Raw genomic sequence first — 14944 nt, 5'->3', positions numbered from 1 at the left:
ACTTTAAACCCTTTAGGACCAATCCACATTCAGGTCTTCCTTAACAGATCGTCTTACTGGATGTCCTGAGACGATCGACTTCCCGCAGTCAACTCCAGGCGCAGCCGTCGATCGTGACAAGGGGATTGCCATAAAGCGTCATTGCCAGTGAGCGCTTGAGACTGTAGCTGGACACGCGGGCAACCTCTTGGTTCGCCACATGACATGAATCGATCAACGGTGATCCGCTGTTCCAAGCTGGAAGAAAGGCTTTCAGCCAAGGGCGAACAGCAAGAAATTCCAATGGCCAAGATGGTGCAACGACCGCGCTTAGTCCATGTCCTAGCAGGCGCCGCGCCAGACCCACGGCGCCGCCGCTTTCCGGATGAAAATCGTGGCGCCCGCCGGAACAAACAAATAGAATCGCCACGCGGCTATTATGAAGAAGGTCCACCAGCTGTTTAATGTCGGCTGGTTGATGACGATCATCGCTCACCGATCGGAAATACTGGTTTTCATGCGAGAGCCCTCCATGCGCTCCAAGGATCGCAAGATCTGCTCTGGAAAAACTACTCGGGGGTTTGGGTTCCGTGAACAGAGGCACGCTGGCGTCGGTAAGAACATCCACGATGTCATCTCGCAACAGCGAAAGGGTTTCGGTGTCGGAGAGGTCCGAGGCGACAGGTATCCAGGCAGCGGCACTACCATCTCCTTGACGATCCGCGTCGATCGAAGCACGCAACCATCCAAGCGACGGTGCGGTCGCGACTGCGCTGTTCAAACCGACGAGATCACCTTCTAGGCTCATGACGTTCGGCGGCAAAAGAGTGAGTTCGCCAGCGATGAAAAGCGCTCGTTTCGGCAGCTCGACCAAGCCGAGAGACGCCGTTGATTCGCGAAACGCATCATCACCAAGCTCTCGATAGCCATAGGGGAAGATCTCCCGCCACTGTTTAAAGGCCATTGTCTCGAACACTCTGGTCGGTACAGCATCCAGTCTGCATTCGCCCTCCCCACCAAGCCTCCCATACATCAGACCTGCCTCGTCCCTTGCCAGGCACACGATCGGCAAACATTGGGCGAGATCGGATGCGACCGTAAGAGGATCGCCACTGGAATGAAGCAATCGAGTGGGCTGTACCAGCTCACCATTCCTTCCCCACACCTGCAGACCTTGATCGCTCAAGGCTTCCGCAGCGAAAACGAAGCCTTCCAGGTCCTGGCTATCTATGGAAGACCGGGCAAGCTTCTTCGCGATTGCTCTGACCAAGCGCAGGTCATAACTGGTATCGTCGGCATATTGGGAAGCAGTAACGCCGCCCGCCACGGCAACGACATCTTCCAGTGTCGGATTATCACTAATCGCCAGGGCTATGGGTTTGTGGGGTATGGGGAGTTTTTCGACAAGTTTGTCGAAAACCAACTGCGTTTCTGAATGCCCGGGTAACCCAATTGCTCGCGCCTCGTTCATAAGCTGTCGCAAGAAGACGGTAACAGGGAGCAGCTCGTCATTGGCATTGAGGGCCTCTCGAGCATTTTTGGTTGCATCGGCCAATAAAGTCTCTAAGCCCTCGGCCGGAGCTGCATTTTTCCGGCGCATCTGATCCTTCGCCTGAAGCTCGAACGTGTCGAGGCGGTGACCGAAGACATCTTCCAATCCCATCGCCGCCAACGCTTCGCGGCAGCGAGGTATGAGGTCGATAGCTCGATCGGCCAGACCCAGATCACGGAGTAATCTGAACAGAAGATTGAGCTCGTACCAAATTTCGTCCCAAGTGACGCTGTCACTTGCTTCCATGCCGGCGGCAAGCGCCAGTAGGGATTCTCTCGTCATGCCCAGACGCGCATAAATATCGGCGAAGGAGAAGAGGGCCTGCCGACGACGCGGTGGGCTATCGCCAGCAAGTGCAAGCGCCTGTTCAGCCAGATCGCGAGCCGCCTGCGATTGGCCGCAGACTGCCAGCTTGATCGCCACTCCCCGCAAAACCGTCAAATCCTCATCGCTTGCGGTGGCTAGCGGTGCAACAGCAGCCGCAACGATTACCAGATTGTGCAGCACCTGCGTATCGACGCTCTCCCGCCGTCCAGGTTCGAAAAAATTGATGAATTCAAGGATTGCCGCGAGGACTTGATCCGGATCAGCTCCAAGTTCCTTTCTGGACACGGTGTGCTTCGCGATGACGATCACTCCCTCCCCTTTTGCTGCCAGCGCATCTAAGACTCTGCGCGAGACCGCTGGCAAAGATTCAATATCTTTCAATCCGGACCGCGGTTGGACCGTGGTTCGCTCGCGGACCGTGACCGGCCGGCCGGCTCGCTCAAGAACTGAGCGCAAAAGGATCGCAGGCCCCAACGTTGCGAGGTGTGATGCATCAAGAAGGTCGACAATGGATGTGCGGACGCGTCCGTCAGTCGGATGAGACGCGAGATATCGAAGCGAAACATCCACCAGTTGGGGAATAGTTCCTTTAACGGTATCAAGTTCGCCGGCCAGGATCGTCTGCTCAATTAGATTTGATGCAAGCGTCAGCCAGGTGGCCTCTGTCGAGAAGTCCGTGTCGAGCAGCAACGCGATCGCGTCCAGACGCCTATCGGTGCGCTCCAGTGACCTGATGACCTGCAGACGGATAGCATTGCTGTAGTCGGGGAACTGGTTGATCAGATTTTCGATCAGCGCCTCCGGCTGCTTCAGCGCACCGCACTCGATTCGGCCATTGAGTGCCCGATAGAATTGGGCTCGATCACGGTCTTTTGGGGTCGGCAGCCCTTCAAATATTTCGGAGGCCTGCTCATACTTTCCCTCTGTTACGGCGTCAAATCCGCGCTGTCGGCGAAGAACAACGGACTCCGGATGCAGATTGGTGAGAACAATCATCACCCGTTCGACCAAAGGTCGCCGCTCGATCCTCCGCGCAACGCTCAAAGCAGTTTCGAGATGAGATTGGGATTGCAGATCAGGCAGACTTTGATCCAGCAGCCAGACAGATAAATCGTCACGATCGGCTTCGGCAGCAATTTCAGCGAGACGAAGCAGGACGGTTGCCGGAAGTGATGCCGTATCTGGTAGGTCTTCCTGAAGGAGTTGTTGAACGCGCGGTCTTAGACCTGCTCGCGAGAAAATGTCGATCTCAAGTGCCCATCTCTGGTCTTTAGACAGCCGGACCTCGTTTTCTATGAGGGACAGCGCAGCGCCGGCGCGATCGCGGTCAACGAGATCGATCAGGTGTTCAACGAAAGCCACGACCTCTTCTGCGCCCATTGCGACGGACACACGGAGCTCAAGTAGCCCAACATCTCCTGCATCGCGGAGCCGATCGATATTAGGCTGCCTGGCTGGCAGACCTGTTCTCGTGACCAAGAGGATATAGCTGCCGTGGGCGCGAGCCACTCTCTCAGCTGCCAGCATCAAATGGGCCAGATGAGGCGCCCACCGGTCCTCGTCGAGTACGGTCTCGAGCGGAACTGAGACACCGGCAAATCGATATTCGTTCGCATCAGCGATGATGACGACGTCATACTCGCGTGCAACCGAAATGACAGAGATCAGGTTTTCGCCGCTGAAGCTGGAGGTTTCAATAGACTTGAGATTTTCGAACCTGGAATCGGCAATACTGGTCGCTCTTTCATCGCGGGCCATGGTGTAATGGGCACGGCGGATACCCGCACGCACTTGGGACCCGACAGTGTCACGATCCCGCTCGCCAAGCGGCGGAAGAATCAGATAGATATCTCGGACTCTGCGCTTGCCGTCCAGCATGCTCAAGTAGCCAGCAATCTCGCCGAGACCATCAGGTTCGCCAAGCGAGCTAAGCGCGAAGACGTCAGCGTTGCCCCACTCTAAATTTCCGAAAATCGAAGCCAAGAGTTGATTTTCAGACAAGTCAATTTTTTCTAGATTCTCTGACATCAGACGCACTTTCTTATACCACGCGGCCGCACAGTGCTGCGGATCTAGGATTCAATGCAACAATCAACAACGCAGAAAATGAACCGACGGAAGGCGAAATCAATCGCGATATTTTTCGGAGGCTACATCACGCCCCACGCCCGAAACCTCCCCTCTCCGTCACCTCCCTCAATCCCAGGTTCCCACAATCCGCCGCGCGCATGCGACGTCACCTCAAGCGTCTGTGCCATGACGAGCTCAACCAACTCCGCAGCATCTAGGACGTTCCGGCGCCCCTGCATCTTCCGCGCCGCCATGGTGCGTGCCAGCGCTATCCGGCCGCGCTCATTGAGAATGGGCCGCCGGTGGATACATTGTTTTTTAAAGGACAGCTTTTATTTCCGCTCGCCCTCGGCATTGGGCCGATAGCTATGGAATGCGAGCATGCCAAAACAAGATGTTTCCTCACGTCATTTTCAACGAAAGATCTCAGATTTCTGCGAGCTGCGCATTGCGCCGATCGCATCGAAACGGGTCCTGGAAAATATCCGACCATACCTCATCAGCCTGATTATCTACCGCAAATCACCGCCTTTGCTGAACGGCCGCATCGACTGGACGAAAATCGGTGAAACCTGCGGGGTCGAAGACGAGATGACAGCGGAGCTGAAACACCACCTACGTCCAGGCCTCGACGCCATCCTTCGATGGCTCCGCATGCCGCCGGCGGCGGAAGACGTTCGACCGTCAAAGTCGAAAACCAAATCGCCCAAACCCGTTCGTCGCGCGCCAGCACCAGTGGCATCCGCGACCCGCAAGCCCCAACGGATGGGCAGCGACAACACTCCGGCCCAATCCGCCTCTGCGCCGCGAGGTCCGCAGCCGAAACCGGTCCAGGAGTTTCCCGAACCGCTGTTCGAAGCGGCGGACGATCCCCAGAGCTTTCAGGACGCGCTCATCTACCAGATGCGCCGCTTCGGCGACAGTTACTGGCAACTCTATCGCGCGATCATTCGTCTCGGCGAGAGCTTCGACCACAAGACCTTGTTGTCTTGGATCCAGGGTGAACGCGCGCCGAGGTCCATTGCCAGCTTCGATATCCTCGCCCGCATCGAGCGGCGCTATCGACTGACGCCGGGATATTTCAAGGCCAAGCTTCCGCATCAGGCGCGTTCGCTCAACGGTCATGACCTTGGCGATATCAGTCCTGCCGAGCGGCGGCGACTGGCCTGGCATCTGCCGGACGATTTTGGCAGCCTGCCGTTTTCCGAGCGCGAGGAGATCCTCGACTGGGTGCGACGGGTCATCATCTCCGGCTCCACCGATTATCGCCGATACCAGGCGGCGGCCAGCAAGCAACGCTATGCCATCCGCTTTCCCGGCATCACCTATGGCGGTGGATCGCTGTCTCCGCGATCGGCAGCTCTGACCATCGGCGACAATCGCAGCGCGGAAGAATCCTTCGAGGACCCGGACCTTCTTTCCGGCGTGGTCGATGCTCCACCGCGCCTAGCGATGGAGATGGCGGACCTGATCCGCTTCAAGACCTCGACGCTGACGGCGATCGGCTTCCCGCGCAATGGCGTGTGGGGCGAGGAAACGGCATCGCAAAAGATCGAGCATCTCGGGCTGATGTTCGGGGCGCTCGCCGCCTCACCCGCCGGCATCGTCAAAGGCCGCGGCGTCCCGCTCAGCCAATTGACCTTCGGCTTGCTGATTTTCCCGGGTGTCTGGGACTGGTATCTGCAATGGCGCGAGCAGCGGCGCGGCTTCTAGACCAAGTGGGAAGAAGACATGCTGATGGTCGCACAAGCCCTCACCCGTGCCGAGGTCGGCTGGATCCGGCAGCATCCGGAGCTTCTGAGGAATGTCAGATCCATCGAAGGCCTGATCGCCCCAGAGGAGATCGAATTCGCTTCGCGTGACTGGCATGGCGCCTGCGATGCGTTTCATCGGCATGCTGCCAATCGCTCCAAGGAAGTTCAGCGGGTCATGCGCGTTCATCGCGATCCTTTCGAGCCGATCATGGTGATCCTGGAGGCAGACAGTCCGCTGGCGGAATATCGCAAGATCACCGACGAGATCCTGAAGCGCATGCCGGACGAGGACCACTATCCGCGGCCGGCGGCGGAAGCCGTCCGCTCCTTCCTGATGCTTCGGCTTGGGTTGCATCTAGGGCTGCGGCAGAAGAACCTCCGCCAGCTTCGCGTCTGCCCGCGCGGTCATTTTCCAACGGCGGAACGCCGGTTGGAAGACATGAAATGCGGGGAGCTGCGCTGGAGCGATCGCGAGCGTGGCTGGGAAGTGCTCATCCCGTCCGTCGCCTTCAAGAATTCCGGCTCGTCCTTCTTCGGCCAGAAACCTTTCCGCTTGATCCTGCCCGACCTGCTCGACCTTTACAAATACCTGGACGCGTACATCGAACGGCACCGCGGTGTGTTGCTCGCCGGTGCAAAGGACCCCGGCACCCTGTTCGTGAAGACGGTGAAGACGACCAGTACCGAAGCCGCATACGACTCCGCGACATTCTACTAAGCTTGGCGAACCGTCATCCAACGATATGGAATCTACAATCCCTATACCGGTCGCGGCGCCATCAAGGGCCTGCTGCCGCACGGTCCGCACAATGTCCGGGATATTCTGGCGACGCATATCCTCAAGCAGACAGGCTCCTACGAGCAGGCGAGTTATGCGATCCAGGATACCCCCGATGTGGTGCAGCAGCACTATGGGCGGTTCCTGCCGCAGGACAAGGCGGCGCTCGCCGCAAAAATCCTGAACCAGGTCTGGGAAGCGGCTTAGGCCGGAACGGGCGATCGGCCGGGCTCTGCTTACAGACGGGCTCGCGCGGTACGACCGAGCTTGCCGCCGAGGCGCAGGCAGGTTCGGCCTGCCCTCAATTGTCTACGGTCTCATTTTCCGCGTCCGTTACTGCCAACTTGATGGAGCACGTGATGTTTCCATCCCGTTAACCATATGAATTAGCGCTGTTCTTTTCTGTTTTAGAAGCGAAAATGCCTTTAGCTTCCGTTGCCCCTGACGGTGGTTTGCGCGAGGCATCACTTCCGATAAGTACTGCTTATCGGAAGTAATTGATTTGGACCCGCAAATCAGCGAAAACGGGGCAAAGCGCGGTCGCCGGCGCCGTTGCGGCCGCCGGATTTTCGCCGCTTCAGGAGGCTCCGTGGACATCATCGCCCCGAAATCAGCGCCCGACGCCGTCGCTCGACGTGCCGAAACACTCGACACCATCGCCGCGGTGCTGCCGATCGACCGCCGCGACAAGCTGGCGGAAATTCTGTCCGACCAGGATGTCGAGACGCTGCGGCACCTGGTCAACGAAGGCATGGGCGACAACACGCTGCGGGCGCTCGCCTCCGACCTCGGCTACCTCGAGGCCTGGTGCCTGGCGGCGACCGGCCGCTCGCTGCCCTGGCCGGCGCCGGAGGCGCTGCTGCTGAAATTCGTCGCCCATCATCTCTGGGACCCGGCGCGGCGCGAAACCGATCCCGAGCACGGCATGCCGGCCGCAGTCGAGCAGTCCCTGCGAGACGGCGGCTTTCTCCGCTCGGCCGGGCCGCACGCGCCCGATACGGTGCGCCGGCGACTGGCCAATTGGTCGACGCTGACCAAATGGCGCAGTCTCGGCGGCGCCTTCGCCTCCCCTGCCCTCAAATCAGCCATTCGGCTGGCGATCCGAGCCGCACCAAGACAACGTCTTCGCAAAAGCGCCAAGGCGGTCACCGGTGACGTGATGGCAAAACTGCTGGCGACCTGCGGCGGCGACAGCCTGCGCGATCTCCGCGACCGAGCGATCCTGATGGTCGCCTTCGCGTCCGGCGGCCGCCGGCGCAGCGAAGTCGCTGGCCTGCGCAAGGAGCAGCTGACGATCGAGCCGCCCGTTGCCGGCGAGGACGGTAGCCCCCTGCCCTCGCTGTCCATCCACCTCGGCCGCACCAAGAATTCCGGCGCCGGTCAGGACGAGGTCGTCTACCTGACCGGGCGGCCGGTGGAGGCGCTGAACGCCTGGCTGGCGGCCGCCAAGATTGGGAGCGGCAGTGTGTTCCGGGCGATCGATCGCTGGGGCAATGTTTCCAAGCGGGCGCTCGATCCGAAGGCGGTCAATGATATCGTCAAGCGGCGGGTCGCGATGGCCGGGCTGGAGGTTAGGGAGTTTTCGGCGCACGGGTTGAGGTCCGGCTATCTGACTGAGGCCGCCAATCGCGGCATTCCCCTGCCCGAAGCCATGGAGCAGTCACGTCATCGTTCGGTTCAGCAGGCATCAAGCTATTACAATAGTGCAACCCGTCGAAGCGGCCGGGCCTCTCGGATGCTATAATTAGATGCCGCTAAACGTCCACCACCGTTCTGGCCGGCATCCGCAACACCCATGTAGCCCCTCCTCGCCAAAAAGAAGCCGTGCTCCCCGAGCACATGATCGCCATACTCGAAACGCTCGATAGGGGAACTCCGCGCGGCATTCGGGATCGGGCGATACTGCTGATCGGCTTTGCCGGCGGCCTGCGCCGCTCCAAGATCGTCGGGCTGGATTGCGGCCGCGACCAGACCGAAGGCGGCTGCGGCTGGGTCGAGACGCTTGCCAAGGGCCTCCTCGTCACCCTGCTCGGCTGAGGTCGACTTGCGGTATGTCCAAAAACAGCACGGTCATACCAGCGCTGAAATGACCCGCAAGTATCACCGCCGCCGTGACCGCTTCCGGATCAACCTCACCAAGGCATCAGGACTTTAATGGCAACAATCAGAGCTGTGCTAAGGGGCAGCGGCCGCTGATCTGCCTTTTGGCGATCGCAGTAAGTTGACTCCTACCCAACTGCGACGTCGTTGCCTTTCGGCAGCGTATCTTCAAACCGTTCGTGCTGCGGGCCTTCCAAGATGACCGCCTCGATATTCTCGCAAGACATGACTTGAAGACGCAAAGGGATGTTGTTGCCGGGCCCGATCTGGTTCATGAGCCAGCCGACACAGTGGGCTTCCTCCCCTGGCGCATGCTCATGGCAAGCCATCACATGGCCGGTGCCTTTCAGCGATTCCGGCTCGGCGATGGTGCGGACAAGAGCCTGATGCAGTTCTTGACTATAGCCATTCGGAATATCATGAGGGTTCGTGGACACCTTCCAAGGGCACTTGGCACACTGCTTAACTCGCCTCAGTTTCCAGCTCATCCGAAAATCCTATCGTTATCGTTAGCCGGTTTTTACAACCGTGAGCGCGTTCTTCCAACACCTTTCCACCAACTCGAATGATTTCGAACATCGCTCTCCCCTCACCTCCCCTGCTCCGCGTGAAGCCATTAGGTCAAAGTTCGGCGCCAGTTTTTCAGCTTAGCGCTTCAACTGAAAACGGGAAGTAAAAGCCACCTCGGCAGCGATTGATTTCAGCGCGCAAATCAGTGATCGGCCGTCCTGGATGACCGGACTCCCCGAGACAGAATTCGGCCGCCCCAGTTGGCCCGCATGATCCCGGCCCCTTCTTCCCGCATATGCGCCGGCGTCCTCCTGCGGCCCCCTGCTCTCGCGACATCTCCAAAACCGTTGTTTTCCGGCCTTTCCGCCACAGGAGCCCGCTGGCGCGGGTTTGTCAGTGCGGACGCTCCGTTGCTTATCTCGGGTGGCGATTTGAGTCTGGTGGGCCGCTATTTGACACTTAAAACACGCTTGCAACTGTTCGATTTCTAACGCATGCCTTATCTGTACAAACTACTTCGAGACAGGGCCGTTACAAGCGCGATGGCAAAGCCACAAACATTTGACAACCAACAATCTCCCAAGCGGCTGATCGGTTATGCCCGGGTGTCGACGGATGAACAGGTCCACGATGCCCAGTTGGACGAGCTGCGTGCAGCCGGCTGCGATCGGATCCATCAGGAGCATGGTTCCGGAGCATCGCGGGCTCGACCGGTGCTGACGCGATTACTCGCTGAACTTAGCGCCGGCGACGTCCTCATTGTCGTGCGCCTCGATCGACTGGCCCGATCCGTCAGTCATCTCTTGTCGGTGATCGAGGACCTCGAGGCCCGCGGCGTGCATTTCCGGTCGATCCGCGATCCAATCGATACGTCGACCCCGCAGGGCATGTTTTCCCTTCAGGTCCTCGGCGCCGTCGCGCAGCTCGAGCGGGCGCTAATCGCTGAGCGTACCAAAGCCGGCATTAAGGCGGCGAAGGCACGCGGCAAGCTTCCTGGAAATCCCGGTCTGCGAGAACGACGGCCGGAGGCGATCAAGGCAATCTCGCAGGCACGGGAGAAGCTCTATCTCGATGAACTCATTGCATCGGCGCAGACGTGGCTGCCGATGGTGCGTCAACTCCGGCCGCAGCACAGTTGGGACAATGTCGTGCGGGTTCTCAATCGCCGTGGCCACGACTGGACCGTCGAACGCCTTCGTCGCGCTGTTCATCGCATGGTACGCGAAAAGCTCGCGGAGAAGGAACTCCTTGCTCGATCCCCTCGCCGGGCTCCCGAAGACTATCTGATGAAGCTGGTGGCGGCAATTGCCATTGCCGATCCCAACCTGTCGCTGCGCGACATTGCCGCGCAACTGGACCAGATGGGAGAACGGCCTGTGCGCAGCGGCAAGAACTGGCAACCGTCCTCGGTGCGGGTCCTGCTGGACGAAGCCCACCGATTTGGCCTCATTCGCCGTTGAGGGCATGGTTCATCCGACGCCCGATGGCAGAGAGTCTTTTCTTGTCGCTATTCGACTGCATAGCCGTCAGGTCCGGCCTTTGGGGATCTGTAGCGCCAGGACCGCTAGTCGCTATCGCTCCGCGGTTTCAGCTCAGCGCCTACATCCTCGCCGCGGAGCCGGCTTCCTCCGCCTGCTCGCCCCCTCCCCCGGAACGTGCTGAAGGCTTCAGCCGCGGTGATTATGATCCGCAGAGGCGCGCGGGCCATGACCCTCGGCGGCGCGGGTAAAAGCAGAGGACAGCCGCTCCCCTCGCTACCAAAAAGCCGTCTCGGCTGCACGACGAATTCGGGCGCGAGCCGGAACTCAGTCAGACAGTATTTGTTTCTTTTACAATCCGTCCGCGTTTCGGCGTTCTTTCAAGGATGCTCGACAATTTGATTGAGCCATTTGTCCGCGCCGCCAGCTATATTTCCTACAAGAATGATTACGGCCGAAGATCTGCAAACATTCGTTTTACGACCAGCAAATTTCGACTGTCCTCGAAGCCTGGGAGGTCTTCGTCCTGAAGCATCCTGCGGAGACCGCCGTTAAGATTACAAAGCAATGTCTCCTTTCAGTCGTGACAAACACCGCGATTGTTCGTTCGAACACGAAGCCGCTCAATCGGCTCCGTGCATCAACTGACCTTACTACACCAGCCGCATAGAAGGGCTGTCGGCCATTCTACCCGGGCAACCATGACCAATGCCCTTAGAACGTCATGTACGATCAAAAATGACCGCCAAGACCCCGCGACCCATGGCGGCGACAGGACGGTACCTATCTCTACACAACCGATCTTGTGAGAGGTGGCGCGAGGAGCGGGTCATGCGCCGTCCATAGTAGCGCCCGAAAATGTCGTTTCTTTTCAGAGTGTTGTAGCTGTGGTCAGCTGACCACCGGAAAAGCAGCTGTTGGCAGTGCGTCCCACCCCAAAAGACTTGCTGGCCCACGACAGCAGAGTCTGGCGAAAAACCTCGATCAGTGGACCCGCTGACCTAGCACTCAATCCTCTCCGGCAGCGACTAGATGTGGAGCCTCAACAGGTTGTCCTGGGTAAGAGCGAGCCTAGTGATTGGTGGTTTTGAGTTTAGACTTCCGTGAGGCCTGTGCCAATTGTAGCGATGAAGCCATCGTGGCAGTTCGGCGGCGCGCATGTCCGAGTTGGGATAGGCGACGGCGTAGGCCCACTCTCTGAGGGCGGTCTGGATGAAGCGTTCGGCCTTTCCGTTGGTTTTAGGCGTATATGGTCTGGTGCGAACGTGCTTGAGGCCGTTGTCGCGACAAGCTTGGCCGAATGGCTTTGATGTGTAGCAGGGACCATTGTCGGTCATGACGCGCTCGACCGCGATCCCGAGGCTGGCATAATAGGCCAATGCCGCCTTCAAGAAGGCCACGGCGCTTTCTTTCGTCTCGTCCGGCGATATCTGTGAGAAAGCGATGCGAGAGGCATCGTCGATGGCCACATGAACGCATTCCCAACCGGCGCCCCAACTCTTGCCTCTGCGCGAACTCTGGCGAGTGCGATCGCCGGTGATGCGGTGGCCGACCTCATGAAACCGGCCGAGCTTCTTGATGTCGATATGAATCATCTCGCCGGGAGCCTGGCGTTCATGACGACGCACAGGCTCGGCCGGCTCGATATCCTTGAGGCGGGAGAGGCCTGCGCGCTTGAGAACCCGGCTCACCGTCGCTGCAGATACACCGGTTTCGATCGCGATGTGCTTGCCAGTCAGGCGCTGGCGGCGAAGCGTGATGATGCGCTCCGCCAGCGCCTGACTGGTCTGCCGGGGCATGGCATGAGGTCGGGAGGAACGATCGAGCATCGCCTCTCGACCACCGGCCTTGAAACGCTCGACCCAACGGGCGACGATCTTGGCCGCGACGCCATAGGCCTGTGCTGCCTGAGCCTGGGTCAGATGCCCTTCGATAACAGCAAGCGCCATTTGTTCCCGGCGCAACGGCGTCAGTCGGGCATTCTTATGAATGTTCATTCGCGGCGATCCTTCCGACTCGAGGTGTGATAGCTCCAGTCTCCTAAATCCGCTTTGAATGGACAACCTCCCGAAAGCTCACAACTAGAGCCTGCGCGCTCCGAGTACGCCAAGTGGCGGAAACGCGAAGCTTTCATCTCGCGCAGCGTTGGAGCCGGTTGCGGCAATGGTATCTGCATCACGTGCCCGGGTCTGGTCCGAGCGATGAGTGCGGCCGGAAGTGGTTGTAATCGTCGGCCCAGCAATGGCGCTTCGGGCATAATCGCAGCCGAGGAACAGGCTTTGGTTGACCATCTCGTCCCGCATCCGGCCGTTGAAGCTCTCGACATTAGCGTTTTGCATCGGCTTCCCGGCGTGATGCCGTGCGACTCGACACTATGATCCTTCGACCTGGCAAGGATGGCATTCGAGGTGAATTCCGTGCCGTTGTCGGAGACGATCATCCCCGGTTTGCCGCGCCGTTCGATGAGGACCGACAGTTCGCGAGCGACGCGACGACGCAAGATCGAGGTGCACGGGATCGCCGCCAGGCATTCGCGGGTCACGTCTTCGACGAAGTTGAGCACGCGAAACCGCCTTCCGCAAGCGAACTGGTCGTGAACGAGATTCAGCGAGCTTCGGGCATTGGCCTTCGCTTCGACCAGGATCGGGCCACGCGTGCCGACAGTGCCGCCCCGGCTTTTCTGCTTGCGAACGGAAAGTCCTTCTTCGCGATAGAGCCCGTAGATGCGGTCGACCCCAACGGCGCTCCCCCCCCCGCCGAAGCCGCCGGTCGCCGGTCGCCGGTCGCCGGTCGCGAGGTCGCGCAATAGGGCGACTTCTTTATGATGTGGGCGCGCCTGCCCGACCAACGCTTCGATCTTTTGTCGCGCGTCATGCATGACCATGCACTCATCGGCGGCTCTAAACTGCGTGATGTCGTAGAGACAGTTCGGTTCTGCGACACCCAAACGATCGAGCTGCGCGAGCGCGCCGACCGTCCGGCGCGGCAGGCAACGTTGTGCCTGCGCTTCGGCCAGGCGACGATCAGGCGACCGCAAAACCTGCGCGAAGAAGGGCTGCCCGACGGGGTTAGGCTCAGTTGGGTCGAGGTCGTCGAACCGGACGCACCCGACGGTGTCGAGCCCTTGCATTGGCTGCTCTTGACCACCCATGCGCTCTCCAGTGCGACTGACGCCTGGCAGATCGTCGCTTGGTACAAGCAGCGCTGGATGATCGAGCAGTTCTTCCGGGTGATGAAGACGCAGGGCTTCAAGATCGAAGACAGCCAATTGCAGTTAGCGCCGCGGCTGGAAAAGCTCGTCGCCATCGCCGCCAAGGCCGCGGCAATCGTCCTCCAACTCGTGCAGGACCGCAGTGGCGGCGATCCTCACCCGGCAAGCCTGGCAGTCAGTCCCCACGAGATCAACACGCTCGCCGCCCTCGAAAGCCGCTTCAAGGGCAAGACCAAGCTGCAATCCAATCCCCATCCCAAAGCTTCGCTCGCCTGGGCCGCTTGGATCATCGCCAAACTCGGCGGCTGGAACGGCTATGCCTCCTCCAAGCCGCCTGGACCCATCACCTTCTTCAACGGACTCAAATACTGTGCCGATGGCTGGGCCTTGCGAGATAGGTATATGCCTCAGTCGTTCGGTGGAGAAATGTTCCACTGGATCATTTGCTTTTGGTCACGAACAAAATCCAGCGACCAGCGGGCAGAGCCTTCGCGTTGGCCAGGATCGGTGCGCGCGTGCCTGCAAGTTCGCTTACGGAAGGGGGTTTCGCGTGCTCAACATCGTCGATGACGCGACGCGAGAATGCCTCGCGGCGATCCCCGGACACCTCGATCTCCGGTCGTCGCCTCGCTCGAAACTCGCAATGATCTCTCCGACAACGGCACCAAACTCACCTCGAATGCCATTCTTGCCTGGTCAAAAGACCATAGGGTCGAGTGGCTCATTGCGTCACCTCGCCCAAGATAGCGGTTGATGAATTCTCCCAGTGTTGTGGAAGTGCCGCCGCGAATCAGCCCCGTAGATTCCGGCGCTGCGGATGGCAGCAGGTAGTTGTTCCTATTGCGTCCTATCCATGCGGCGCCATCGCCCACTCGCGATTAGCCGGCACAGCCGGCCGCCTTGCGATTTGCCGCGCCGGTGCCAATGAATTGATGAAAGGCGGCTGCCATTTCGTGCGAAGACTTCGCTCCTGGTCTTGTTCGTGCGCGACCTTGGGCGCGTTCGTATTGAGATCACGGTCTACTGTTCCCCTAAGAGGCGTCATTTGGCTCGGGAGCCAGACGGTAACCGGCACAATGCCTGCGACAAGCCGCCTTTGAAAGTTGGTGTTTTCCAAGAGGTTAGCTTGGTGGTCAGCTGACCACAACCGAAATCCTCAACGGCAGGAATAACGATCAGCCGCAC

General features: G+C 59.5%; 6 protein-coding genes and 4 pseudogenes. 6 read left to right on the top strand and 4 right to left on the bottom strand.

What is annotated here, in order from left to right; translation table 11 throughout:
• Positions 1–88: 88 nt before the first annotated feature.
• Positions 89–3886 carry a hypothetical protein gene (locus tag AMK00_RS22735; protein WP_012489394.1) on the bottom strand — a complete coding sequence of 1266 codons (3798 nt, stop codon included), beginning with the start codon at positions 3884–3886 and terminating at the stop codon, positions 89–91.
• A 423-nt stretch (positions 3887–4309) separates the two neighbouring features.
• Between AMK00_RS22735 and AMK00_RS22730 the strand changes: the two are divergent.
• From AMK00_RS22730 to AMK00_RS31035, 3 genes and pseudogenes are all read left to right on the top strand, one after another.
• Positions 4310–6667 (top strand): annotated as a pseudogene (locus tag AMK00_RS22730) (hypothetical protein).
• A 382-nt stretch (positions 6668–7049) separates the two neighbouring features.
• Entirely contained in the window at positions 7050–8204 is a 1155-nt protein-coding gene (locus AMK00_RS22725) for a site-specific integrase (protein ID WP_064812013.1), read from the top strand.
• Positions 8205–8227: 23 nt separating this feature from the next.
• Positions 8228–8615, top strand: a pseudogene (locus tag AMK00_RS31035) (hypothetical protein); the annotation flags it as partial.
• A 73-nt stretch (positions 8616–8688) separates the two neighbouring features.
• Here the strand turns inward: AMK00_RS31035 and AMK00_RS22715 are convergent.
• The gene (locus AMK00_RS22715) at positions 8689–9048 is read right to left on the bottom strand and encodes a DUF6283 family protein (protein WP_123876244.1); all 360 of its coding nucleotides are present in this window, start codon (positions 9046–9048) and stop codon (positions 8689–8691) included.
• Positions 9049–9612: 564 nt separating this feature from the next.
• Here AMK00_RS22715 and AMK00_RS22710 point away from each other — a divergent pair.
• Positions 9613–10530 (top strand): recombinase family protein, encoded by a 918-nt coding sequence (locus AMK00_RS22710; protein WP_008534020.1) that lies wholly within the window; start codon positions 9613–9615, stop codon positions 10528–10530.
• Between the two features lie 1046 nt (positions 10531–11576).
• Here the strand turns inward: AMK00_RS22710 and AMK00_RS22705 are convergent.
• Together AMK00_RS22705 and AMK00_RS22700 are read right to left on the bottom strand one after the other, a co-directional pair.
• Positions 11577–12545 (bottom strand): IS481-like element ISRel2 family transposase, encoded by a 969-nt coding sequence (locus AMK00_RS22705; RefSeq protein ID WP_011053284.1) that lies wholly within the window; start codon positions 12543–12545, stop codon positions 11577–11579.
• A gap of 84 nt (positions 12546–12629) precedes the next feature.
• Positions 12630–13264 (bottom strand): annotated as a pseudogene (locus tag AMK00_RS22700) (integrase core domain-containing protein); the annotation flags it as partial.
• A gap of 105 nt (positions 13265–13369) precedes the next feature.
• Here AMK00_RS22700 and AMK00_RS22695 point away from each other — a divergent pair.
• Complete coding sequence (locus tag AMK00_RS22695; RefSeq protein ID WP_041684010.1) at positions 13370–14329, top strand: IS4 family transposase; 960 nt, start codon at positions 13370–13372, stop codon at positions 14327–14329.
• Positions 14283–14494 (top strand): annotated as a pseudogene (locus tag AMK00_RS32120) (IS3 family transposase); the annotation flags it as partial. The gene AMK00_RS22695 and the pseudogene AMK00_RS32120, both read left to right, overlap by 47 nt.
• Positions 14495–14944: the final 450 nt, after the last annotated feature.

The sequence above is a fragment of the Rhizobium sp. N621 genome, assembly GCF_001664325.1.
Classification (GTDB): Bacteria; Pseudomonadota; Alphaproteobacteria; order Rhizobiales; family Rhizobiaceae; genus Rhizobium; species Rhizobium esperanzae.
Note: the sequence above shows the minus strand (reverse complement) of the source record. Positions and strands in the feature narration are given on the sequence as shown.

Coding starts and splice junctions, on each gene's coding strand:
- AMK00_RS22715 (WP_123876244.1), bottom strand. CDS start 9,048: ATGAGCTGGAAACTGAGGCGAGTTAAGCAGTGTGCCAAGTGCCCTTGG.
- AMK00_RS22695 (WP_041684010.1), top strand. CDS start 13,370: ATGATGTGGGCGCGCCTGCCCGACCAACGCTTCGATCTTTTGTCGCGC.
- AMK00_RS22705 (WP_011053284.1), bottom strand. CDS start 12,545: ATGAACATTCATAAGAATGCCCGACTGACGCCGTTGCGCCGGGAACAA.
- AMK00_RS22710 (WP_008534020.1), top strand. CDS start 9,613: ATGGCAAAGCCACAAACATTTGACAACCAACAATCTCCCAAGCGGCTG.
- AMK00_RS22735 (WP_012489394.1), bottom strand. CDS start 3,886: ATGTCAGAGAATCTAGAAAAAATTGACTTGTCTGAAAATCAACTCTTG.